This is a genomic window from Arachidicoccus sp. BS20 (assembly GCF_001659705.1).
In the GTDB taxonomy this organism is placed as follows: domain Bacteria; phylum Bacteroidota; class Bacteroidia; order Chitinophagales; family Chitinophagaceae; genus Arachidicoccus.
Genome location: NZ_CP015971.1, coordinates 1665073 through 1686424 on the forward strand (window position 1 = coordinate 1665073; position 21352 = coordinate 1686424).

A 21352-nucleotide genomic window follows, 5' to 3' on the forward strand; every position below is an offset into this window, starting at 1 on the left:
AAGAAGTTTAAAGGAATATTTATAGATTTAAATAAAACTTCCAAATATGAAAAACTCATTATTCAATCTTCTCAACCTTCACAGAGGCGAGCAGGACAAGCGTCAAACGCTTACAAATGTTGTCAGCAATATTTCGTTCAAAGGTTCTAATCTCTGGATTTTGGCTTGCGCCATTATTGTTGCGTCCATCGGTTTGAACATTAATTCTACGGCGGTTATCATCGGCGCTATGTTGATTTCGCCTTTGATGGGTCCCATTGTGGGCGCGGGTTTTGCGCTCGGCATTTACGATTTTGATTTGCTTAAAAAATCTTTGTCCAACCTGTTGATTGCAACCGTTTCGAGTCTGATTGTTTCTTCCTTATATTTTTTATTAAGCCCTTTCAAGGAAGCGCAGTCCGAACTGTTGGCAAGAACTTCGCCCAACATTTACGACGTGCTTATTGCTTTCTTCGGCGGATTGGTTGGCGTTATCGCCATTACGCGCGTCGAGAAAGGAAATCCTATTCCGGGCGTTGCCATTGCTACGGCGTTGATGCCGCCTTTGTGTACGGCGGGTTACGGCTTGGCTACGGGCAATATCAAATATTTTTTCGGGGCGCTTTTTTTGTACAGCATCAACTGCGTTTTTATTTGCATTTCTACTTTCGTAATTGTAAAATACCTGAAATATCCCGCTGCGACACAAGTCGATAAAAAGTACCAAAAGCGCGTGCAGTATGGCATTACAGCGTTGCTTGTGCTGATGATTGTGCCGAGTGTTTACTTCGCGTTTTCATTGTATCAGCAACAAAAATTTATTCAGAATACCAATGATTTTATTACAAAAGAATTTGTAAACAACGGCGATATTCTGGTGTTTAAGCAAACCGATTATTCGTCCAATCCTAAAAAAATCACGTTGGCTTTCTGGCAAAAAAATTATTCGCCTGCCGAAGTCAAAACGCTGAGTCAAAAGCTGGAAAGCTACGGCTTGTCGAACACACAGCTTTTTATCAAGCAAAATGACTCGACAAATATTCAATCGCTGCGCAATGATATTTTAAATGAAGTAGGCAAAAATAAAATCATCCTCGACGATAAAGACAAACAAATCGCCAAGCTCGAAAGCATTATTGCAAAAAATAATTTTGACAACAAGCAACTGCTTTCCGAAGCGAAAATTTTGTTTCCGGGCATCAATGCGTTAGCGGTTTCCAATCAAAATATTGCGGTTGCCGACAGCACACAAAATATAACGATGGTATATTATAATGCAACTTCGCTGCTAAAGAATGACGATAAAATAAAATTCAAAGATTGGGCAAAGAAAAGACTGAATATAGATACTTTGGTCTTATCTTCAACCGATAAATAATCTTTTGCAATGTGAAAAAAGAAACGTCCATACAGCTCTTCGAGCAAAAGCAAGTTCGTTCCGTTTGGAGCGATGATGATGAAAAATGGTATTTTTCCATTGTTGATGTAATTGCTGTTCTTACCGACCAAGCGACGCAGCAAGGCGCGCGCAATTATTGGAAAGTGCTGAAACACCGATTAGCAAAGGAAGGAAATCAGTCGGTTACAGATTGTAACCAACTGAAATTGCAATCGGCAGACGGCAAATATTACAATACAGATGTTGCAGACACAGAACAATTATTTCGTCTTATTCAATCTGTTCCGTCGAAGAAAGCAGAGCCTTTCAAATTGTGGCTGGCGAAAGTTGGTCGCGAAAGAATTGATGAAATCGAAGACCCCGAAATCGGCATCGACCGTTTGATGGAAACTTATCTTAAAAAAGGTTACAGCAAAGAATGGATAAATCAGCGTTTGAAAAGCATCGAAGTTCGTAAAGAACTGACGGATGAATGGGACGAACGCGGCGTGAAGAAAGGACAGGAATATGCAATCCTGACCGATGAAATTACAAAAGCGTGGTCGGGTTTTTCGGTGAAAGATTATAAGAAATACAAAGGCTTGAAGAAAGAAAACCTGCGCGACAATATGACTAATCTTGAGTTAGTCTTGAATATGCTCGCAGAAGCGACAACTACGGAAATCAGCAAAGAAAAGAAGCCGAAAAATTTTCGGGAAAATAAAATTATTGCGCAGCAAGGCGGAACCATCGCAGGTAATACACGCAAGCAAATCGAAGAGAAAACAGGCAAAAAAATCGTTACAAATATTTCAGCGAAAAAATTATTGGAAGAGAAAAAGAAATTAAAATGAGTCTTATAAAAAATAAAAAATTCACTTCGGTAGAAGACGTTGCGGATATAAACGCATTGGTGCAAAAAGCATTGCAATACAAAGCCAATCCCTTTGCTGACGTGGCTTTGGGCGTGAATAAAAGAATCGGTCTGTTGTTTTTAAATCCGAGTTTGCGCACGCGGTTAAGCACGCAGATAGCCGCGAAAAATCTCGGAATGGAAGCCATTGTTTTCAACGTGGACAAAGAAGGTTGGAAACTCGAATTTGAAGAAGGCGCGATTATGAGCGGCAACACTTCCGAACACGTGAAAGATGCCGCGCCTATTCTCGGAAGTTATTTTGATATTCTCTGCATTCGCACGTTTCCCTCGCTCGTCAATCGGGAAGATGATTACAGCGAATTGTACATTAGCGAGTTCATCAAATATTGCGGTCGTCCCGTGATTAGTTTGGAAAGTTCTACGTTGCATCCTTTGCAAAGCTTGACCGATGTAATTACGATTACCGAGCAATTACAAAACACCCCTTTAGGGGTTGGGGGCAAACCAAAAATTGTTCTCACTTGGGCGCCGCACGTGAAAGCCTTGCCACAATGCGTTTCCAACAGTTTTTCGCAATGGATAAATGCGTGGGACGGCAAAGGCGAATTTGTGATTGCGCATCCTGAACATTATGAATTGGCAGAACAATTTACCAAAGGTGCTACCATCACGCACAACCAGGATGAAGCATTGAAAGACGCGGATTTTGTGTATGTGAAAAATTGGAGTACCTATAATGATTACGGAAAAATCTATGAAAACGACCCGTCATGGATGTTGACGTTAGATAAACTAAAACAAACCAACAATGCCAAAGTAATGCACTGTTTACCTGTTCGCCGCAATGTGGAATTAAGCGATGAAGTATTGGACAGCGCGCACAGCATTGTAACGCAGGAAGCGGGAAACAGAGTGTGGGCTGCGCAAGCGGTGATTAGTGAGTTTTTGTAAATGCAAATAAATTAATTGTGAGAGAAATGGATAATTCAATTAAACTGATAGGCAACAAAACTCTTTGTTTGTTTGATGATAAAGGAAATATTCTTTTAACTCACAAGCCACGTTGGACAGAATTTAAAGAGTTTAAACGTATTGAATACAACTGCATCATCGTGAAAGAAAGTGCAGAAAAATTTTTGGATAAATCAGGCTTCGCAAATATTTATTGTTTAGATGAGAAGTTTCATATTGTTTGGACGATTAAAGCCCCTTTTAAAAATGATAGTTTTCCTAATCTAAATCCTATTATTTGGAATAAACAGACAATAAGACTGCAAAAGACAATGGCTATTTGACACTTGAAATCATTGACAATTCAAAAACTTTTTTATGTTCAAGTTGGAATGGATTTACTGTTACTGTCGATTATTATACAGGCGAAATAATCACAAAAGAATTTACAAAATAAAAAACTGAAGAATATTGTTTTGTATGGATAAATTATTTGTAGTTAAAATCGGCGGCAACGTAATAGACAATGAAGAAAATCTCTCATCATTCTTAAAACAATTTGCGGATTTGTTTGGTGCTGATGCGCACCCCTTTAGGGGACGGGGGCTTTTGGTTCACGGCGGTGGAAAAATCGCTACAAAAATCGGAGACCGGTTGGGCATCAAATCTAATTATATCAATGGTCGCAGAATTACCGATGACGGTACAATTGATTTAGTCACGATGGTGTATGGCGGTTTGGTCAATAAAAAAATTGTTGCGAAACTGCAAGCAAACAATTGCAACGCAATCGGTTTAACAGGCGCAGATGCAAATATTATTCCTGCAACAAAACGTCCTATTGCAAATTCCCCTTCAGGGGACAGGGGTGTTGATTTCGGTTGGGTGGGCGACATTAACGCAAGCGAATTAAAAATTAATAATTTAGAATTAATAATTAAAAACGGCATCACGCCTGTGTTTGCGCCGCTTACGCACGACGGACAAGGACACATTTTAAACACGAATGCCGATACCATTGCATCTTTCTTAGCTATTGCATTATCGCAATATTACGATACACGATTGATTTATTGTTTTGAAAAGAAAGGCGTGCTGGAAAATGTGGATGATGAAAATTCAGTTATCCGGAATATTAATAAAGAAAAATATCAGCAACTGTTGCAAGAGCAAAAATTATTTGAAGGTATCATTCCGAAAATAGACAATGCTTTTGCTGCAATCGATGCAGGCGTGAAAGAAGTGCTGATAGGCGATGCGAATGATTTATTGAAAAATACAACGGATGAAACGGAGGGAACGCTTATCAATTGAAAAACGAATAATTGACAATTAAAAATTATTATGTCCGACTCACGACTCACGACTCACGATTCACTTTACACCGATGCAATTAATCTCTTAAAACAATTAGTTGCAACGCCGTCTTTTTCCAAAGAAGAAGACGGAACAGCTACGATAATTGAACAATTTTTTCAAAGCAAAAATATTCCTTCTCAAAGATTTCTGAATAATGTTTGGGCAATCAATAAATATTTTGATTCGCTGAAACCAACGCTGTTATTGAATTCACATCACGACACGGTAAAGCCGAATGCGAAGTATACCAAAAATCCTTTTGAACCGATTGAAGAAGACGGCAAGCTTTATGGCTTGGGAAGCAATGATGCAGGCGGTTGTTTAGTTTCGTTGATTGCTGCGTTTGTATATTTTTTTGATAAAGAAAATTTGCCCTTTAATATCGTAATTGCTGCAACGGCGGAAGAAGAAATTACAGGAAAAAACGGCATTGAAGCGTTGTTGAAAAACGAAACCTTTCTTTCTTCAACAGGTTTTGCAAACTCCCCCTTCGGGGGATGGGGGGCAATCGTAGGCGAACCCACACAAATGGAACTTGCCGTTGCCGAAAAAGGTTTAATGGTCATCGATGCAACGGCGCAAGGCGTTGCAGGACACGCGGCACGCAACGAGGGCGACAATGCTTTGTACAAAGCTGTAAAAGATATTCACTGGTTTGAGACATTCAAGTACCCGAAAGTTTCGGAATGGCTGGGCGAAGTGAAGCAAACCGTTACCGTTATTGAAACAGAAAATAAGGCACACAATGTTGTTCCTGCAACTTGCAAATTTGTAGTGGATATACGCATTCCCGATTGTTATACGCACGAAGAAATTATCCATATTATTAAAGAAAATATTCAGAGTGATTTTAAAGAACGGAGTGTGCGCCTGCGTTCTACGCGAATTGAAGTAGAACATCCATTGGTAAAATCGGGTATTGCGTTGGGTAAAAAACCTTACGGTTCGCCTACTTGTTCAGACAAAGCATTGATTCCTTTTCCGGCTTTAAAATGTGGTCCGGGCTTTAGCGGAAGAAGCCATACTGCCGACGAATTTATTTTCTTGGATGAAATAAAAGATGGCATCGAAACATATATCAAAATGATTGAGAGCATTGTTATTTAAAAAAGATTATAAAAATATGTCATCATTGTTTCCTAAAGAATTTAAGACAGCTATAAGCAACCTATCCTCAGCAGAAAAAGATAAATTGATTTTCCGATTGCTGAAAAAAGATTTAGTATTAGCAAACCGGCTTTCGTTTGAACTCGTAAATACCGATACAGTAGAAGAACAAAGGGAGAAAGTAAAAAAACGTCTTGCCGGTCGCATAGACATAGTTACACAAAATTTTTATTCGCCGGGTTATCTTAATTGGGACGTGCGTGAAATGAGCGGAACTATAAACGAACACGTAAGCATTACAAAAGATAAATACGGAGAGATTTCTTTAAACCTGTTTTTACTGAACAAGTTGCTCGCTCAAAACAATACCAACATATCCTCTTCTACATACGACAAGGCAGTTAAATTTTGCACAGCCGTAATTGCCAGAACATTTAAAATTTTATTACTCATCAAAAAAATGCACGAAGATTATTTTATTGAATTTAAAACCGATTTGGAAACTTTAGGAAAACTCATCGGCAATAATCCTTTTTTGCTGCGCACAGCCATACACAACGGTTTGGATACAAACTGGCTTTTGTCGGGCAACATTCCTGACAATATTGAACAAATACACAAACAACTAAGGCAGAATGGCTTTCTTAGATAAACTATTTTTAAAAAATAAGAACAAAAAAACAGTGCAGCTCATTTTCGCTACTAATAATCAAAACAAAGTAAAAGAAATTGCAAGCATATTGCCTTCAACTATTGAAGTAAAATCTTTGAAAGATGCAGGCATCAACATTGACATTCCCGAACCACATGAAACATTGAAAGAAAACGCTTCTGAAAAATCAAGAACGATTTTTAAGCTCACGCATCAAAACTGTTTTAGCGAAGATACAGGTTTGGAAGTTGATGTGCTTAACGGCGCGCCCGGTGTGAAGAGCGCACGCTATGCAGGTGAACCTGCCAATGATGAAAAAAATATTGAAAAATTATTAAACGAATTAAGCCCGAAACCCAATAGCAGCGCGCGTTTCAGAACAGTTGTCTCTTTGATTTGGAATGAAGAAGAATATTTTTTTGAAGGCGTTTGCGAAGGAAAAATTATTGATGAAAAACTTGGCGAAAACGGTTTTGGTTATGACCCTGTTTTTGTTCCGAACGGAAGCGATAAGACTTTTGCACAAATGAATTTGGAAGAAAAAAATCAGTTCAGTCATCGAAAAAAAGCTGTAAGCAAATTGACTGAATTTTTGAATTCTGTTTCACGCAACGAAACAAAGTAAACAAAGAGCGCAATGTTGTCTCGTTGTTTTCTTAGCGCACTTTGCATGAAATTAAAATATCTTCTACAACTCAATCATCTGCCAATCTTGTTTCAATTCGCTGAAAGCCATGTCAAGTCTTTGTTTGTGCGTATCGGTTATAAAAATTTGCGCATCGGTATCGTTACAAACTTTGTTCAATAAATTCAACATTCTGTCTTCGTCCAGTTTCTCAAACACATCGTCCAATAACAAAACAGGCGAATGTTTTTTGACGTTTTTTATCGAAAAATATTCAGCCAATTTTAAAGCAAACAATAAACTTTTCCTTTGTCCCTGCGAAGCCAGTTGCTTGAAAGGTTCGTTGTCCATCAACAAAGTCAAATCGTCTTTATGAATGCCGGCGGTCGTTCTTTGTAAATACAAATCGCGCTGCCGGTTATCTTTTAATAATTGTAACAAGGACTTGTCCAATAACTGCGATTGGTAATTCATAACAACATTTTCATCCTTATCTGCAATCGCTTCATATTGTTGTAACGCAATCGGAATAAGGGTTTCCAGAAATTCTTTTCTACAAGAAAAAATTTTTTGTCCTGCATTTGCAAGCTGCTCATCCAACACATCGAGCAAATCAAAATTATTCGATTGCTGCTCGTGCAAGTTTTTCAAACAACTATTTCGTTGCAATAAAAGTTTATTGTAATCAATCAGTTCCTGCAAATAATCAGGGAATAACTGCGACAAAATCGTATCCAAAAACTTGCGTCTTTCCTCACTTCCGCCTGTGATTAAAGTGGAATCATCCGGTGCAATGAACACGCAAGGAAAGCGACCAATGTGCGATGAAAATTTTTTTACAACATCATCATCCACATAAAATTCTTTTTTTCCGGTTTCGCGTAAAATGCAAGTGAGATACTGTTCTTTGTTGCTATCGTCAACTATTCCGTCAATCCGAAAGCCTTGCAAACCGTGCATTGCGTTTTTTGCATCTGGCTTGGAAAAATAACTTTTGGTAAAGCACAGGTAATAAATTGCATCAAGCAAATTGGTTTTGCCGCTTCCGTTTGCGCCGCAAATACCCACAATCTTCTTATTGAAATTAAAAGATTGCGACATATAATTCCTGAATTGTACCAAAGAAATTTTTGTAAAAAACGGCATGGCGCAAAGTAATTAATAATTCATAATTATAAATTAATAATTAATGAAACATTGATGATACGCGCCTTTCAGAGAATTACAAAAAATAAAAACGACACTCTTACGAATGCCGTTTCATGAAATATTATTCAAGAAAAACTATTTTCCTACTCTTGTAATCTTCAGAATATTTGTTGGCAAATGGTCTTGTACCGGCGTGCTCGCAGTATTTACTACCACGTCACCATCTTTAATAAATTGCCGTTCGTGCAAAATATTTATTTCATCGTTAATGATATTATCCAAGCTGATTTCTTCTTCATAGAAAAATGCGCGTACACCCCACGATAAACTTAGTTGATTAACTAATTGCTTCTCTTTTGTAAAAATATACAATGGCACTTTCGGTCTGTAACTGCTGATTCTGAATGCCGTATAGCCTGATTGCGTCATACCGATTAACGCCGCGGCATTTACTTCCTGTGCAATTTTGCAAGCGTTGTAACAAAGTGCATCGCTCAACACTGTGGGCGAATGCGCCAACACTTTCAGTTCGCTCCCTCTATCGTAACGATAGTCGGTTTTCTCCACTTCCATGATTATTTTACGCATCGTTTCAACTACCAAAGTCGGATGTTTTCCTGTTGCAGTTTCGCCGCTCAACATCACGGCATCTGCACCTTCCAGCACAGCGTTGGCAACGTCTGTAATCTCGCTGCGGTTAGGTTTAATGCGGTCAATCATGCTTTCCATCATTTGCGTAGCAACAATCACTGGTTTAGAACGATGCAGACATTTGCGGATAATTTCTTTTTGTGCCAAAGGAATCTTCTCGACAGGAAGCTCTACGCCTAAATCGCCTCGGGCAACCATCACACCATCGGATTCGTTCACAATGTTTTTTAAATCTTCCATTGCAGACGGCATCTCAATCTTGGACATGATTTTTATTTTACTACCCTTTTCATCCACAAGTTTTCTCAGGTTAATCATATCTTCGGCTTTGCGCACGAAAGATAAGGCAACCCAATCGAGGTCCTGTTCTAATATGAATTCCAAATCAATCAAATCTTTTTCCGTCATAGCCGGCAACGAAATATTCGTATCGGGAAGATTCACGCCTTTATTGGGCAGCAAATCGCCGCCGTAAGTTACGCGCACTTTTACATTACCGGATGTCTTATCAACTTCCGTAACCACCACTTCAAGCTTTCCGTCGTCAATCAAAATCTTTTCGCCTACGGCAACATCATTATGAAGATTGGGATAGGAAACGTAAATTTTTTCTTTTGTACCAATTACTTTTTCGGTAGATGTAAACGTAAGTATATCGCCCGGTTCAATGTGCAACTTGTCGTTTTCCAGTTTTCCAACCCGCAATTTAGGTCCCTGCAAATCGCCAAGAATAGCTATATTAAAAGGTTCTTCTTTATTAATTCTACGGATATTATCGATGATTTCCGCTTTATTTTCGTGCGTTCCGTGAGAAAAGTTCAGGCGAAAAACGTTTACGCCGACTTTTGCTAAATCCAGTAGCTGTTCATATTTCTCACAAGCGGGTCCAACTGTTGCCACAATTTTAGTTCTGTGAAAATTGTGCTGAATACCTGTATCTGCATCCATTTCTTTATGCAAATATTTTTCTACGCTTTCAGACATTTTATCTTTCGTTTTTGTATAAGAGTTCAATATTATAAATTAAAAAAGAAAGAATACAAATTATTCAACTGTATTCTTTCCCCATCGCTATTTTTAGCTTGCCAGTATTTTTACCATCCGCAGCCAGCCCTCATCGACTGTATGCTTTTCGCGAATGGCAATTTCCAAAGGCGTATATACTATTTGATTATTAATAATGCCGACCATTACGCCGGAAGTATCGTTCAGCAAGGCTTCTACAGCATGATAACCCATGCGGCTTGCTATTAACCTGTCCTGGCAACTGGGCGAGCCGCCGCGCTGTATGTGTCCCAAAATAGAAACTTTCGTATCGAAATTAGGCAGCCGTTCGCGGATAATTTTAGCCACTTCATTTGCACCGCCAAATGCATCGCCTTCGGCAACCACAATGATATTGACCAGTTTTTTTCTTTTTTCTTTTTCAGAAAGCGCATCCACCACATCTTCAATATTGGTTGAAGCTTCGGGTATCAGAATATTTTCCGCACCTGCGGCAATGCCACTGTGCAATGCAATGTAACCCGCATGGCGTCCCATCACTTCTACAATAAACAGTCTGTCATGTGCATCGGCGGTATCACGTATTTTATCAATCGCGTCCAAAGCCGTGTTGCAAGCGGTATCAAAACCAATCGTATAATCCGTTCCGTATAAATCTTTATCAATAGTTCCCGGCAACCCGATAACAGGCAAGCCAAATTCCTGTTGCAGCTTCATGCCTCCCGTAAAACTACCGTCGCCGCCAATGACAATTAATCCGTCAATACCATGTTTTTGCAAATTGGCATACGCTTTTTGACGTCCTTCGGCTGTGTAAAATTCTTTACAACGAGCCGACTTCAATACCGTTCCCCCACGCTGAATAATATTGGCAACCGATTGCGAATCCATTTGAAAAATATCATCGTCCACCATGCCGCTGTAACCACGCCTGATGCCGAAAATGTCCAATCCAAAATAATTTGCCGTTCTTACAACTGCTCTTAATGCAGCATTCATTCCGGGCGAATCGCCACCCGAAGTAAGAACTGCTAACTTGTTTATTTTATTGGGCATACTGAATTTTTAAATCTTGGTAAACACGCATACAATATGCTTTTTACCGCGTTGCGAATGTACAAAATTGAAAATAAAAATGCAGAAAGCTGTATTGGATATTTTTTCTAACAAAATATAAAGAAATTGTAACCTTCACAGTGTATAGAACAGTAAAAAAAGACAAAGCATTTGCTGCTTTGTCTTAAAATAATTTATTCGGGAAGAAATTATTTGAGTAACTGTGCCAATTCTTCCGGCTTTGCGCCAAACGCCCATGTTTTTACCAGAATGCCACGCTTGTTATAAGCCGCCACATAAGGCGTCATTTGCAAGCGGTAAAAACTCGGCAACTCATAATTCACATCTTTCACAAATTGCATATTTTTGTAATCGGACAAATGATATTGCTTTGCAAAAGCATCTATTTCCTCAAAAGTAGGACTATAAGTAGCCCAAATGAAATTGATTTTTTTCAACTTATCGATATTCTTTACCAATTCCTGCGCCTCGTGCTGGCAATGCTCGCAATCCGGATTGAAAAAGATAAATACCACTGGTTGTTTTTTGGGTAACTGCGCTGTATTTAACCACGAACTGTCTTCCCGAAGCAACAAAAAATGCGGCATCGACGAATCTTTCTGGTAAGGTGGAATACTGTCATAATCCTGCGCTTTGCCCACAGTCGCAAACAATATAAATGCAAAAAAAGATAATAGATATTTCATCATTCTATAATTAAAAATCAAAAATAATATTTATACTTCAACAAAATTGTTATAAATATCCTTATTCCTCTCTCCTATTTGCTGCCGCCACAAAGCATAATACAATCCTTTTTGTTCCAACAAAACATCGTGTTTGCCTTGTTCTACAATCTTGCCTTTTTCCAAAACATAAATCGTATCGGCATGCATGATAGTTGATAACCGATGTGCAATGAGAATCGTAATTTGCTGCTTATCCAAAGAAATTTCTCTGATGGTGTTTGTAATACTTTCTTCCGTCAAGGAATCGAGCGCAGAAGTAGCTTCATCAAAAATCAATAATCGCGGATTGCGCAGCAATGCGCGCGCGATGGAAATGCGCTGCTTTTCGCCGCCGGAAAGTTTCATACCGTTTTCGCCCAAAACTGTGTTGATGCCTTGCGGCGATTTTTCAAGAAGCTTGTCTGCTGCGGCTTTGCGCAATGCTGCAAGAATTTCTTCATCGGTTGCATCGGGTTTTACAAAGAGCATATTGTCTTTAATGGTTCCTGCAAATAGTTGCGTATCCTGCGTTACAAAACCGATTTGCCTGCGCAATTGATTATATCGAATATCTGTGGAATCGATTTGATTGAATAAAATATGTCCTTCTTTCGGATAATACAAACCGACGAGCAATTTTACCAACGTGGATTTTCCAGAACCCGAAGGACCAACAAAGGCAATCGTTTCACCCGTTTTCACTTCAAAAGAAATATGATCAATGGAATTGTCTTTTGCCGTTTTATGACGAAAAACTACGCTGTCAAACTGCAAATCTACCAATAAACCGAAATCCATAGGTTCGTCGGGGCGTGTTTCAATCGGTTTTTGCATCAGCTTGTCGAATGTGTGAATGGATGCATCCACTTCGCGATATTGCAAAATGATATTTCCTAAGTCTTGCAACGGTCCGAAAATAGTGGTGGAGATAAATTGCATTGCAATCAGTTCGCCTGTCGTCAATACTTTTCTAAAGATTAACCAAAGCAAAATAAATAAAATAGATTGCTTCAACACGTTGAGCGATGTGCCTTGCAAAAAAGTGAGGGTGCGCGTTTTTTTCACTTTAATCATTTCCATATCAAAGATGCGTTCCGTGAGTTTTTTGAGCCTTCTTATTTCAGGAAAAGTCAAGCCGAGACTTTTTACCAACTCAATATTTCTAAGGCTTTCCGTGATAACGCCGGACATTAAATTGGTTTCGCGATTGATGCTTCGTTGGATGGTTTTTATTTTTTTCGACAATAATCCTGTAAGCGAACCAAGCACAATAATGCCAATCACAAACACGGGAATCAACATCCAGTTTTTGGTAACTGAATAATAAATTAAAAAACCGACGCCGATAGCAGATGAAAATAAAATGTTGATGAATGATGTTACAAAACGTTCCGTATCAGTTTTTACTTTTTGCAAAACGGACAAAGTTTCGCCGCTGCGGCTTTCTTCAAATTCCTGGAAATTCAGGCGCAGCGTTTGTTTCAGTCCGTCGTTAAAAATCTGCTCGCCGAATTTTGCAACAGCTAACCGCGTTGTATAATCCTGCCACGCTTTTGCCAATCGCGAAAGTAACGCTACGCCAATGGCAATCATCAACCAAAACAAAACGCCTCTGACCAATTGTTGCTCCGTTATATTCTTATCTACATTTGTTGCATATTTATCGATAATTTTCCCGAAAATCACAGGGTCAACCAAACTCAGTAATTGCGCAATGGTTGCAAGAACGAGCGACCAGATGATTAAGGTTTTGTGCGGCTTGAGATATTTCCAAAGGGTTTTCATACTTTGGTAAATATAAGAAAATTTTCAGGCTTCGAAATCCATTATTTTACCAAAGGCATTAATCTTTTTATCGTTGCCGAATCGGGATTATTGATACTTTGCTTATCTATCGAGCCGTTCAGCACGCGAACATTACTGCTGTCTAAAAAAGAGATTTTAGATTTACTGTCCGCATATAACCAAAGGCTGTCGGTAGAAACATTTGTACCAAATATCACAGATGACTGCATAGCATTGACGGTTATATTTTTGAAACTGCTTTTGACTTTCGGATTATCAAAATCATTCTGAATCGGTTTGCTGTCAACAACCTTAACTTCTTGATTTATATTTCCTAATTTCAACAATGAGTTGTCAATGAGATGAATGTTTATAGGAGTGTTTGTGGAAGAATCTATTTTAACCTCCGTTCTTTCTGCCGTAATATTATCTAATGACGGCAGAAACAAATCTATGTTGCGATTTGCCCACGCATCGGCAACGTTGTGCGTAGCTTGCATGCCCGGCGAGTGAATTGTAAACCGTTGAATATATAATGTATCATTTTTGATTTCCACACCAATACTGTCGAAAAGACTTTGATCATATGAATAATCGTAAAACAAATATTTTCCCGAAGGCGACGGATGAATGGTACAAATAAAATCATTGCCGCCGGGAAAAGGATGATTTATAATCTTTACCGCTTTGTATTTGCCGATAGCGCCTTGCTGAAAAGATTCTTCTGACGGATATAAGCCAATCGTGTATTTTCCTTGTTTCACAACACTGCGCAACGCAAAAGACGTAAACAACGGAACAAGAAAAACCACAATCAAAAAGCCTAATAAAAGTTTATTGCTTGTTTTCATTTTTTATGAGTTGTATTGTTTTTTAAATTTTTCATACTTCGTTTTTAAATCGTCCACTTCCACGCCCAGCATAAACATCGTTCTGAAAATATTGGGCAATTCTTTATCGGTAAATTCCTGCTTGCGATAAGCAACGGCATTCTTTAATCCGTCGGGCGAAATGAAGTAACCAATACCGCGCTTGTCGTAGATAATTTCCTGTTGCTTCAAAAAATCGTACGTGCGCGCAACCGTGTTGGGATTCACTTCCAGCTGAACCGCCATTTCCCGCACGCTTGGTATTTTATCTTCGGCTTTCCATTCTTTCAGCAACAGCCGCTCGCAGATATAATCGGCTATTTGCAGGTAAATGGCTTGACCATTATTATTAAATTGCATAATTGTAATTTCTTTATTCTTAAATTTCTTTTTCCCTTAATCTGAACCACGTAACCAGCCAAAAGAACGGCGCCCATATAAACTTTGCCAGAAAAATAATAATGCCCGAAACCGTGTGATTAAAAAAATATTCCTTTTGCCACACACCATTTGCAGTGCCATGTGCGTTCACAATATCGAAAGTTGCTCCATATTTATTAAATGATGCAGACAACGATTTTATAAAAAAAATAAAAGCGATAATCAACAACGCACCGACAGCCGTTGTGAATACAAAAGAATATTTTTTAAAATAAACAGACCCCAATAAATACAAGGCTTGCACGGCAAAGAAAGCATATAAAACACATCTCAGCTCTTCCCAACTACTGCCTTTCGGTTTACTCCAATTGATATGATAAAAATGATATTTTTCAGGATGCTTGCACACCAATTCCGACACGTACTCGGCAGCTCCTTTTGCAACTAACAAATAACAAAGCGTATAAACAACCGTAAAAACAAGCACGTTGTAAAACAATGCACACGCTAACTTTTCTCCATGACTTGCAGGAAGTGTGAGCCAATAAATACCTTTGTCTTTGCTGCTCAACATACTGAACGAAAAGCTCGCGAATATTGCGCCTAATATGAAAAGTCCCATTAAATAAAATTCAAACAAAGTATTTCCGCTGTAAGAATTGCCGCCAAATAAAACCCACAAGAACATAACAATCGCCAGCAACCCAAGCAAAGCCAAAGTACCATACAGATACAACTTTACATTCTCCGAAAACTGCTTTTGTATCAGCAACAGCAATCTTTTAAAACTGAAACGGTTATTCATTATAAGTCAATTTTTGAGTGATTAAATATTTGCCGAACAGCCTGCGGATTGGTTACCACAGTTTTGTACAGCAGTTCCAAATCCACCTTCGTGCTTTCATCGTCATAATTAGGAATTACCAATGCCGAACCCGAAAGCGTTTGTTCTTCATATAAAATCGAAGACACATTATTTTTATCCTGTGAAAATTTAAAAGCCAACTTTGATGATACTTCATCCATAGAATGATTGAACAAAATTTTACCTTCATCTACAATTGTTACAAAATCTATCAGCGTTTCTAAATCCTTTACCTGATGCGTGCTGATGATGATACATTTGTTTTCATTAACTGCGCCCGCCAGTACTTTTCTGAATTGCGTTTTACTCAAAATATCCAATCCGTTCGACGGCTCGTCCATCAGCAAGAGCGAAGTATTGCAAGCCAGTGCAAAAGCAATCAGCACTTTCTTTTTTTGTCCGTAACTCATTTCCTGCAACGTATTATCAACAGGCACTTCAAACTCTTTCAAATAGTTTTCAAATTCCGGTTGACTGAATTTCGGATAAAACGGCGCATTGCAACAAACGTATTTCTGAATAGAAACATCGGGCAAGTAAAACTCTTCAGGAACCATAAACACTTCTTGTAAAAACGCAGGTTTTCTTTCAGATGGATTGAATCCTAAAACATTTACAGAACCTTTGTCAGGAAAAAGCAATCCGCAAACGGTGCGCAGCAATGTTGATTTTCCCGTTCCGTTTTTACCCAGCAATCCGTAAACATATCCCGTCTGGAAAGTAAGACCGATACTGTCGTAAACCTTTTTCTTTTTGTAAGAGAAATGCAGATTTTTTATATCAACCATAATCATTGTTTTAGTGTACTATTTTAGTAGTACACTACAAAAATGAAAAAGAATTTTTAAACAGCCAAATTTTTTTATAGAATTTTTTATGCGCGCATTTTCCTCATTGCCTTTAGCTTTACACAAAATTTTATTTTATGGCAAACACAATACTTATCACAGGCGCAACATCAGGCTTCGGAAAAGCAATAGCAGAGCGGTTTTCAGCCGAAGGCTGGAACTGCATTATCACAGGAAGAAGAGCTGAAAGACTAAATGAGATTGCAAAAAATTTATCAGAAAAAAACAATGTAAAAATTCTTCCGCTGGTTTTTGATGTGAGAAACAGAGAAGCCGTTTTTGAAAATTTATCTAATCTGCCGGACGAATGGAAACAAATTGATGTACTAGTTAATAATGCAGGCTTGGCATTGGGAAGAGAAAATTTTGACGAAGCAAATATGGACGATTGGGACACAATGATTGATACGAATGTGAAAGGCTTGCTGTATGTGTCGAAAGCAATTGTGCCTTATTTCATAGAAAATAAAAAAGGGCATATCATCAATATTGGTTCTACTGCCGCAAAAGATGTGTATCCGCAAGGCAATGTGTATTGCGCCACTAAACACGCAGTAGATTCTATTTCACAATCACAAAGAATTGAACTGTTGCAACACAAAATAAAAGTTACAGCAGTCCATCCCGGCGCGGCGGAAACGGAGTTTTCCGATGTGCGTTTTAAGGGAGACAAAGAAAAAAGCAAAGCAGTATATGAAGGCTACGAAGCGCTTCACGCGGTCGATATAGCCGATGTGATTTATTATTGCGCCACATTACCACAGCACGTTTGTATTAATGATTTGGTAGTAACATGTACGGCGCAGGCTAATTCGTTTTTTACTTATAAGGGATGAAAATGTTGGTCAGAAATAGAAAATGTTAGTCGGGATTGCAAATCCCGAACAGCCACACCGGCAAATTCATTTTTTATTTACAGGAATAATTTTTTCACAGCTATAAACACAAAAGCCGAAAACGTGTGTTGTTTTCGGCTTTTTACATTATCAGTTAACATTATAATCTACTTTGCAGATAATTAATCTGCGCCTGTTCATCATCTTTATTTGCTGCATTATTAAGCTGTGTTTTTTTATTGCTTAATATCGTTTCTAATCGCTTGTTCACGGCGTCTTTATATTGTGGAACGTAAGGCACCACTTTGTCTCGCGTCTCAATAATTGCATCGGTCAATCTTTTGAAATGTTCCGTATCGTGCAGATTGCCTAAATATGTAATCATATCAAATGTCTGTGTTACTTTTTCTTGTCCTAATGGTAAAGAAGTATAACTGTCGTACAGGTTATCAAAGTCTGCATCGGATTTTGTAGAAATGGTCAATCGCTGAACCACACTTGCCAATCTGCCACGCGCATCTTTCTGTAGTTCAGCAGCCATACTTACAGCTTTATCCTTATCCAATGTTGCTAAAGCCTGCAACGAAGAACCTGCAACACTGTATGATGAATCATAAACACCTGCAAGGTAAATGGGCTTGTAAGCACTGTCTCTCGAAAAAGTGAGCGCATCAATTGCCGCTGCACGCACCAGCCTGTACGGGTCATTTTTTGCGATGCCGGCAATCTTCTCAAAATCAGCTGCCGAATAAACCGTAGGATTTACTGCCTGCAACACATCTTTACGAATGCCATGAAACTTATCATTAAGCGCAGTATTGACTAAAAAATCTTTTGCACCGTCTTCATCCAGATGATTGATTGCGTAAGCAACCGCTTCTTCTCTATCCACATAATTACCCGCAAGGTTGTATTGGTTAATGAACTCCTTCAAAGTTTTATGGTCATTCTTTTCTGCCAATAAAATTTTATCTCCGTCCACATTAATCAAATCGGGCTTGTCGCCTACATTAAATGTATATGATTGTTTTTGCTGTGTCATCCAAACAGAATGGCGAATTTTATTTTTCCCATGATAAATATCTATATCAATCGGTAGTTTAAAAATCTGTTCGTTCTTTTGTGTTTGTTCAATAGTTACAGTAGAAGTTTTTGCAGCAGAATCATACGCATAAGTAATGTCCAATACAGGATTGCCTGCGCCAAAATACCATTGATTCCAATACCAATTCCAGTCTTCGCCCGTTATTTGTTCAAATGCCAAACGCAATTTGGTAGCAGAGCCTGTACCGAATTTATTTTGATTCAGATAAAGATTCAATGATTTGAAGAATGCAGAATCTCCAATAATATGCCGCAGCATATGGAGAATACGTCCGCCTTTCTGATAGCTTACCAGGTCGAATACATCTTCTTTATCTTTATAATAATATCTTACCAGGTTTTTATTTCTGCTGTTGGCGGAGTTGAGATACTCCTGCATTTGCTCATAATTTTCGGCATCGCCGGCATCTTTTCCGTACTTATAATTTTCCCAGAGATATTCACTGTAATTGGCAAAACTTTCGTTCACGGTAATATTGCTCCAGCTTTCACAGGTAACCAAATCGCCAAACCAGTGATGAAACAGTTCGTGCGCAATATCATCTTCCCACACATTGCCGTCAGTAAGCTGACGTGCATTTTGCTGTGCAGATTCCTGATGCAGCGTAGCCGTTACATTTTCCATTGCGCCGCTCACATAATCACGTCCTACAATTTGATCGTATTTTGCCCAGGGATAATCAATGCCCAGAATTTTAGAATAGAAACCAATCATCTCCGGCGTATGCCCGAAAATTCTTCTTGCCACCGACTCGTACTCATGCTCTACATAATATTCAACGGGCTTTCCTTCGTAGCTGTCTTTCACAATCGCATAATCGCCCACACCCATAAAAAACAAATAAGGCGCAATAGGCAAATCCTGCTTCCATGTATCGGTGCGTGTGCCATCGCTGTTTTTCTTTTGCGAAACGAGCAAGCCATTGGAAAGCGTTACATATTTTGCAGGAACGGTCATCGCAATTTCTTCGGTGGATTTCTGGTCAGGCTTGTCAATTGTAGGAAACCAAACGCTGTTGCTTTCTGTTTCGCCCTGTGTCCATATTTGAATCGGTTTATCTTTTACCAAACCTTTCGGGTTGATGAAGTACAAACCTTTATCGTCTGTAATGGCAGCACTGCCGTGCGTTTTACGCTCATCGGGCTTGGAAACATAGTCGATATAAACCGTATATTTTTCGCCGCCTTTAAATGTTTTACCCAATTGAATATGCAATTGCAAACTATCATTATACGTATATTTCAAAGGCGTTTTTTTCGTACCATTGAGCATAGCAATCTCTTTAATATCCATGCCTTTTGCATCGAGCGTTAAAGAATCCGTAGGATAAAAATGCGGCTGCAAGGTAATCCACGCTTTGCCGTACATATAACTTTTGTCATAATCAAACTTAACTGCAAGTTTGGTATTGACCACATCATTAATTTTTGTTGCGCTTGCGCGGTATTCGTGTTTCCATGTTGTATCACTGCCGGATTGTGCCTTTACAAAAACGAACGACAGCAGGCACAACGGAAGAAATAATTTTTTCATTTAGAATATTTTTTCGAGGCGTAAAAGTAAATTATTCAACGAAATCGTATATGATAATTTTTGTTATTTTGATGAGTGGTAAATAGCACCTATCGTCATTGCGAGAAACGAGGCATTAGAGCCTGTCCCGAACTTGTTTCGGGAAGCGACGTGGCAATCTCAAATAGACATTCAAAGATTGCTGCGCTCGCAATGACGTGCAAGCGTGTTTCATTATTTTATACATTTGAAAATGAAAAAATTTTTCTTTTTGTTTTTTTGCATAATTGTCCAATATTCCAATGCACAAAGTTCGTTTACCATTCTTCCGTTGGGCGTTTACGGCGGCAGCGACGAGAGTAATTTATCCGCTTATCTGCTCGCACCGAGAGATTCGCAAAATTATATTTGCCTGGATGCAGGAACAATATATGATGGCTTGAAAGCTGCACACAGCAAGGGCTTCATCAAAAAGAATGAAGCTGATTTTTTCAAAGAAAACATCAAAGCGTATCTTATTTCCCACGGGCATCTCGACCATGTTGCAGGAATGATTATCAACTCGCCAAATGATGTGAAGAAGAATATTTATGCGTTACCTTTCTGCATCGACATTTTGAAGACAAAATATTTCACATGGACGAGTTGGGCAAATTTTGCCAACGAGGGCGAGCAACCTGCATTGAAAAAATATACCTACAACTATTTAGACACATCCAAAGAAACACTAATTGAAAATACTTCGCTGTTCGTCAAACCATTTTTGTTAAGCCACTCTGCACCGGGAAAAAGTACGGCGTTTTTAATCAGAAACAATGATGATTATTTTCTTTATTTTGGCGACACGGGCGACGATGCCATTGAACAGAGCAATAACTTAAAAATCGTCTGGAATGCAGTTGCACCACTGCTTCCAGCAAAAAAACTAAAAGGAATTTCCATTGAATGTTCTTATCCCGATGAACAAAATGACAAACAATTATTCGGACATCTGAAACCGGATTTATTGTTCAAAAATCTGAAAGAATTAGAAAATTTAGCAGGTAAAAATTCTTTGCAAAATTTCCCTGTCATTATCGCACATATTAAACCTGACGGCGATAATGAAACATTGATTCACGAAGAACTGGAAAAAGAAAATACACTGAACGTGAAACTGATTTTTCCGAAACAGGGAGAAAAAATTAATTTATAAACTAAAAAATTTGAATTATGAACAAAACAGCTTATTTACTTACGCGACTTGCTATTGGCATCAGTATGTTCGGACACGGATTTGTTCGATTATTTAAACTGTCAATTTTTGCCGGCGGCATGATTAAAGAATTTGAAAAATCCATGTTGCCCAATTTTATAGTTACGCCATTCGCTTACGTGCTGCCTTTCGCAGAATTTTTTATTGGCATTTTATTAATCCTCGGTTGGTTTACCAAACAAGCGGCGATTGCCGGTTCAATCGTCATGTTCATCTTGGTTTTTGGCAGTTCAATGATTGAAAACTGGAGTATAATTCCGTCTCAGTTATTGCACATCGTCTTTTTTGTATTCATTGTTCAGTTCATACAAAGCAACAGTTGCGCGTTGGACAATCTTCGCAAACGTTGATGAACATTGCATTTTAAAAAAATAAAATA

At 38.6% G+C, this 21352-nt stretch carries 21 protein-coding genes; 11 read left to right on the forward strand and 10 right to left on the reverse strand.

The genetic code is table 11. The features are described from left to right. The first annotated feature begins 46 nt into the window (after positions 1 to 46). The 8 genes from A9P82_RS07465 (at position 47) to rdgB (ending at position 6928) form a co-directional block, all read left to right on the forward strand. Complete coding sequence (locus A9P82_RS07465) at positions 47 to 1357, forward strand: TIGR00341 family protein (protein WP_066206180.1); 1311 nt, start codon at positions 47 to 49, stop codon at positions 1355 to 1357. Positions 1358 to 1368: 11 nt separating this feature from the next. Next, positions 1369 to 2211 (forward strand): BRO family protein, encoded by an 843-nt coding sequence (locus tag A9P82_RS07470; protein ID WP_066206182.1) that lies wholly within the window; start codon positions 1369 to 1371, stop codon positions 2209 to 2211. After that, on the forward strand, positions 2208 to 3185 hold the full coding sequence (locus A9P82_RS07475) for a Rossmann-fold NAD(P)-binding domain-containing protein (RefSeq protein ID WP_066206185.1): 978 nt from the start codon (positions 2208 to 2210) through the stop codon (positions 3183 to 3185). The genes A9P82_RS07470 and A9P82_RS07475 overlap by 4 nt, the downstream gene beginning before the upstream one ends. 26 nt (positions 3186 to 3211) lie before the next feature. Continuing rightward, on the forward strand, positions 3212 to 3529 hold the full coding sequence (locus tag A9P82_RS07480; RefSeq protein ID WP_066206188.1) for a hypothetical protein: 318 nt from the start codon (positions 3212 to 3214) through the stop codon (positions 3527 to 3529). 136 nt (positions 3530 to 3665) lie between these two features. Beyond that, entirely contained in the window at positions 3666 to 4499 is an 834-nt protein-coding gene (gene argB, locus A9P82_RS07485; protein ID WP_066206191.1) for an acetylglutamate kinase, read from the forward strand. Positions 4500 to 4529: 30 nt separating this feature from the next. Continuing rightward, the gene (locus tag A9P82_RS07490; RefSeq protein ID WP_066206194.1) at positions 4530 to 5651 is read left to right on the forward strand and encodes a M20 family metallo-hydrolase; all 1122 of its coding nucleotides are present in this window, start codon (positions 4530 to 4532) and stop codon (positions 5649 to 5651) included. A 16-nt stretch (positions 5652 to 5667) separates the two neighbouring features. Further along, positions 5668 to 6303, forward strand: coding sequence for a hypothetical protein (locus A9P82_RS07495; protein WP_066209711.1), 636 nt, complete (start codon positions 5668 to 5670; stop codon positions 6301 to 6303). A 31-nt stretch (positions 6304 to 6334) separates the two neighbouring features. After that, positions 6335 to 6928 carry an RdgB/HAM1 family non-canonical purine NTP pyrophosphatase gene (gene rdgB, locus A9P82_RS07500; RefSeq protein WP_231891224.1) on the forward strand — a complete coding sequence of 198 codons (594 nt, stop codon included), beginning with the start codon at positions 6335 to 6337 and terminating at the stop codon, positions 6926 to 6928. A 63-nt stretch (positions 6929 to 6991) separates the two neighbouring features. Here rdgB and recF read toward each other — a convergent pair whose 3' ends face one another. From recF to A9P82_RS07545, 9 genes are all read right to left on the reverse strand, one after another. Next, positions 6992 to 8074, reverse strand: coding sequence for a DNA replication/repair protein RecF (gene recF, locus A9P82_RS07505; protein WP_066206202.1), 1083 nt, complete (start codon positions 8072 to 8074; stop codon positions 6992 to 6994). A 138-nt stretch (positions 8075 to 8212) separates the two neighbouring features. Continuing rightward, positions 8213 to 9712, reverse strand: a complete 1500-nt coding sequence (pyk, locus tag A9P82_RS07510; RefSeq protein ID WP_066209713.1) for a pyruvate kinase — start codon at positions 9710 to 9712, stop codon at positions 8213 to 8215. A 93-nt stretch (positions 9713 to 9805) separates the two neighbouring features. Continuing rightward, on the reverse strand, positions 9806 to 10789 hold the full coding sequence (gene pfkA / locus A9P82_RS07515; RefSeq protein ID WP_197492268.1) for a 6-phosphofructokinase: 984 nt from the start codon (positions 10787 to 10789) through the stop codon (positions 9806 to 9808). 209 nt (positions 10790 to 10998) lie between these two features. Next, on the reverse strand, positions 10999 to 11499 hold the full coding sequence (locus A9P82_RS07520; RefSeq protein WP_082915270.1) for a TlpA family protein disulfide reductase: 501 nt from the start codon (positions 11497 to 11499) through the stop codon (positions 10999 to 11001). A 27-nt stretch (positions 11500 to 11526) separates the two neighbouring features. Then, positions 11527 to 13302: an ABC transporter ATP-binding protein gene (locus A9P82_RS07525; RefSeq protein ID WP_066206206.1), complete on the reverse strand. Its 1776-nt coding sequence runs from the start codon at positions 13300 to 13302 to the stop codon at positions 11527 to 11529. Positions 13303 to 13343: 41 nt separating this feature from the next. Next, the gene (locus A9P82_RS07530; RefSeq protein WP_066206209.1) at positions 13344 to 14153 is read right to left on the reverse strand and encodes a hypothetical protein; all 810 of its coding nucleotides are present in this window, start codon (positions 14151 to 14153) and stop codon (positions 13344 to 13346) included. 3 nt (positions 14154 to 14156) lie between these two features. Next, positions 14157 to 14531 carry a GntR family transcriptional regulator gene (locus A9P82_RS07535; RefSeq protein WP_066206214.1) on the reverse strand — a complete coding sequence of 125 codons (375 nt, stop codon included), beginning with the start codon at positions 14529 to 14531 and terminating at the stop codon, positions 14157 to 14159. 19 nt (positions 14532 to 14550) lie between these two features. After that, on the reverse strand, positions 14551 to 15357 hold the full coding sequence (locus A9P82_RS07540; protein WP_066206217.1) for a hypothetical protein: 807 nt from the start codon (positions 15355 to 15357) through the stop codon (positions 14551 to 14553). Then, positions 15357 to 16205: an ABC transporter ATP-binding protein gene (locus A9P82_RS07545; RefSeq protein ID WP_066209718.1), complete on the reverse strand. Its 849-nt coding sequence runs from the start codon at positions 16203 to 16205 to the stop codon at positions 15357 to 15359. Before A9P82_RS07545 ends, A9P82_RS07540 begins: the two co-directional genes overlap by 1 nt. A gap of 137 nt (positions 16206 to 16342) precedes the next feature. On the opposite strand from A9P82_RS07545, the gene A9P82_RS07550 reads away from it, so the two are divergent. Further along, positions 16343 to 17101 (forward strand): SDR family NAD(P)-dependent oxidoreductase, encoded by a 759-nt coding sequence (locus A9P82_RS07550; RefSeq protein WP_066206220.1) that lies wholly within the window; start codon positions 16343 to 16345, stop codon positions 17099 to 17101. Positions 17102 to 17261: 160 nt separating this feature from the next. On the opposite strand, the gene A9P82_RS07555 is transcribed toward A9P82_RS07550, so the two are convergent. Further along, a complete protein-coding gene (locus A9P82_RS07555; RefSeq protein WP_066206222.1) occupies positions 17262 to 19739 on the reverse strand; it encodes a M1 family metallopeptidase in 2478 nt (825 codons plus the stop codon). A gap of 250 nt (positions 19740 to 19989) precedes the next feature. On the opposite strand from A9P82_RS07555, the gene A9P82_RS07560 reads away from it, so the two are divergent. Together A9P82_RS07560 and A9P82_RS07565 are read left to right on the forward strand one after the other, a co-directional pair. After that, positions 19990 to 20913: an MBL fold metallo-hydrolase gene (locus A9P82_RS07560; RefSeq protein WP_231891226.1), complete on the forward strand. Its 924-nt coding sequence runs from the start codon at positions 19990 to 19992 to the stop codon at positions 20911 to 20913. Between the two features lie 17 nt (positions 20914 to 20930). Beyond that, complete coding sequence (locus tag A9P82_RS07565) at positions 20931 to 21323, forward strand: DoxX family protein (RefSeq protein WP_066206228.1); 393 nt, start codon at positions 20931 to 20933, stop codon at positions 21321 to 21323. Positions 21324 to 21352 lie beyond the last annotated feature (29 nt).

What these genes read in the sequence shown, in the direction of transcription:
- A9P82_RS07465 (WP_066206180.1), top strand. Translation starts at nt 47, where the DNA reads ATGAAAAACTCATTATTCAATCTTCTCAACCTTCACAGAGGCGAGCAG.
- A9P82_RS07475 (WP_066206185.1), top strand. Translation starts at nt 2,208, where the DNA reads ATGAGTCTTATAAAAAATAAAAAATTCACTTCGGTAGAAGACGTTGCG.
- A9P82_RS07480 (WP_066206188.1), top strand. Translation starts at nt 3,212, where the DNA reads ATGGATAATTCAATTAAACTGATAGGCAACAAAACTCTTTGTTTGTTT.
- argB (WP_066206191.1), top strand. Translation starts at nt 3,666, where the DNA reads ATGGATAAATTATTTGTAGTTAAAATCGGCGGCAACGTAATAGACAAT.
- A9P82_RS07490 (WP_066206194.1), top strand. Translation starts at nt 4,530, where the DNA reads ATGTCCGACTCACGACTCACGACTCACGATTCACTTTACACCGATGCA.
- A9P82_RS07495 (WP_066209711.1), top strand. Translation starts at nt 5,668, where the DNA reads ATGTCATCATTGTTTCCTAAAGAATTTAAGACAGCTATAAGCAACCTA.
- recF (WP_066206202.1), bottom strand. Translation starts at nt 8,074, where the DNA reads ATGCCGTTTTTTACAAAAATTTCTTTGGTACAATTCAGGAATTATATG.
- pyk (WP_066209713.1), bottom strand. Translation starts at nt 9,712, where the DNA reads ATGTCTGAAAGCGTAGAAAAATATTTGCATAAAGAAATGGATGCAGAT.
- pfkA (WP_197492268.1), bottom strand. Translation starts at nt 10,789, where the DNA reads ATGCCCAATAAAATAAACAAGTTAGCAGTTCTTACTTCGGGTGGCGAT.
- A9P82_RS07520 (WP_082915270.1), bottom strand. Translation starts at nt 11,499, where the DNA reads ATGATGAAATATCTATTATCTTTTTTTGCATTTATATTGTTTGCGACT.
- A9P82_RS07525 (WP_066206206.1), bottom strand. Translation starts at nt 13,302, where the DNA reads ATGAAAACCCTTTGGAAATATCTCAAGCCGCACAAAACCTTAATCATC.
- A9P82_RS07530 (WP_066206209.1), bottom strand. Translation starts at nt 14,153, where the DNA reads ATGAAAACAAGCAATAAACTTTTATTAGGCTTTTTGATTGTGGTTTTT.
- A9P82_RS07535 (WP_066206214.1), bottom strand. Translation starts at nt 14,531, where the DNA reads ATGCAATTTAATAATAATGGTCAAGCCATTTACCTGCAAATAGCCGAT.
- A9P82_RS07540 (WP_066206217.1), bottom strand. Translation starts at nt 15,357, where the DNA reads ATGAATAACCGTTTCAGTTTTAAAAGATTGCTGTTGCTGATACAAAAG.
- A9P82_RS07545 (WP_066209718.1), bottom strand. Translation starts at nt 16,205, where the DNA reads ATGGTTGATATAAAAAATCTGCATTTCTCTTACAAAAAGAAAAAGGTT.
- A9P82_RS07550 (WP_066206220.1), top strand. Translation starts at nt 16,343, where the DNA reads ATGGCAAACACAATACTTATCACAGGCGCAACATCAGGCTTCGGAAAA.
- A9P82_RS07555 (WP_066206222.1), bottom strand. Translation starts at nt 19,739, where the DNA reads ATGAAAAAATTATTTCTTCCGTTGTGCCTGCTGTCGTTCGTTTTTGTA.
- A9P82_RS07565 (WP_066206228.1), top strand. Translation starts at nt 20,931, where the DNA reads ATGAACAAAACAGCTTATTTACTTACGCGACTTGCTATTGGCATCAGT.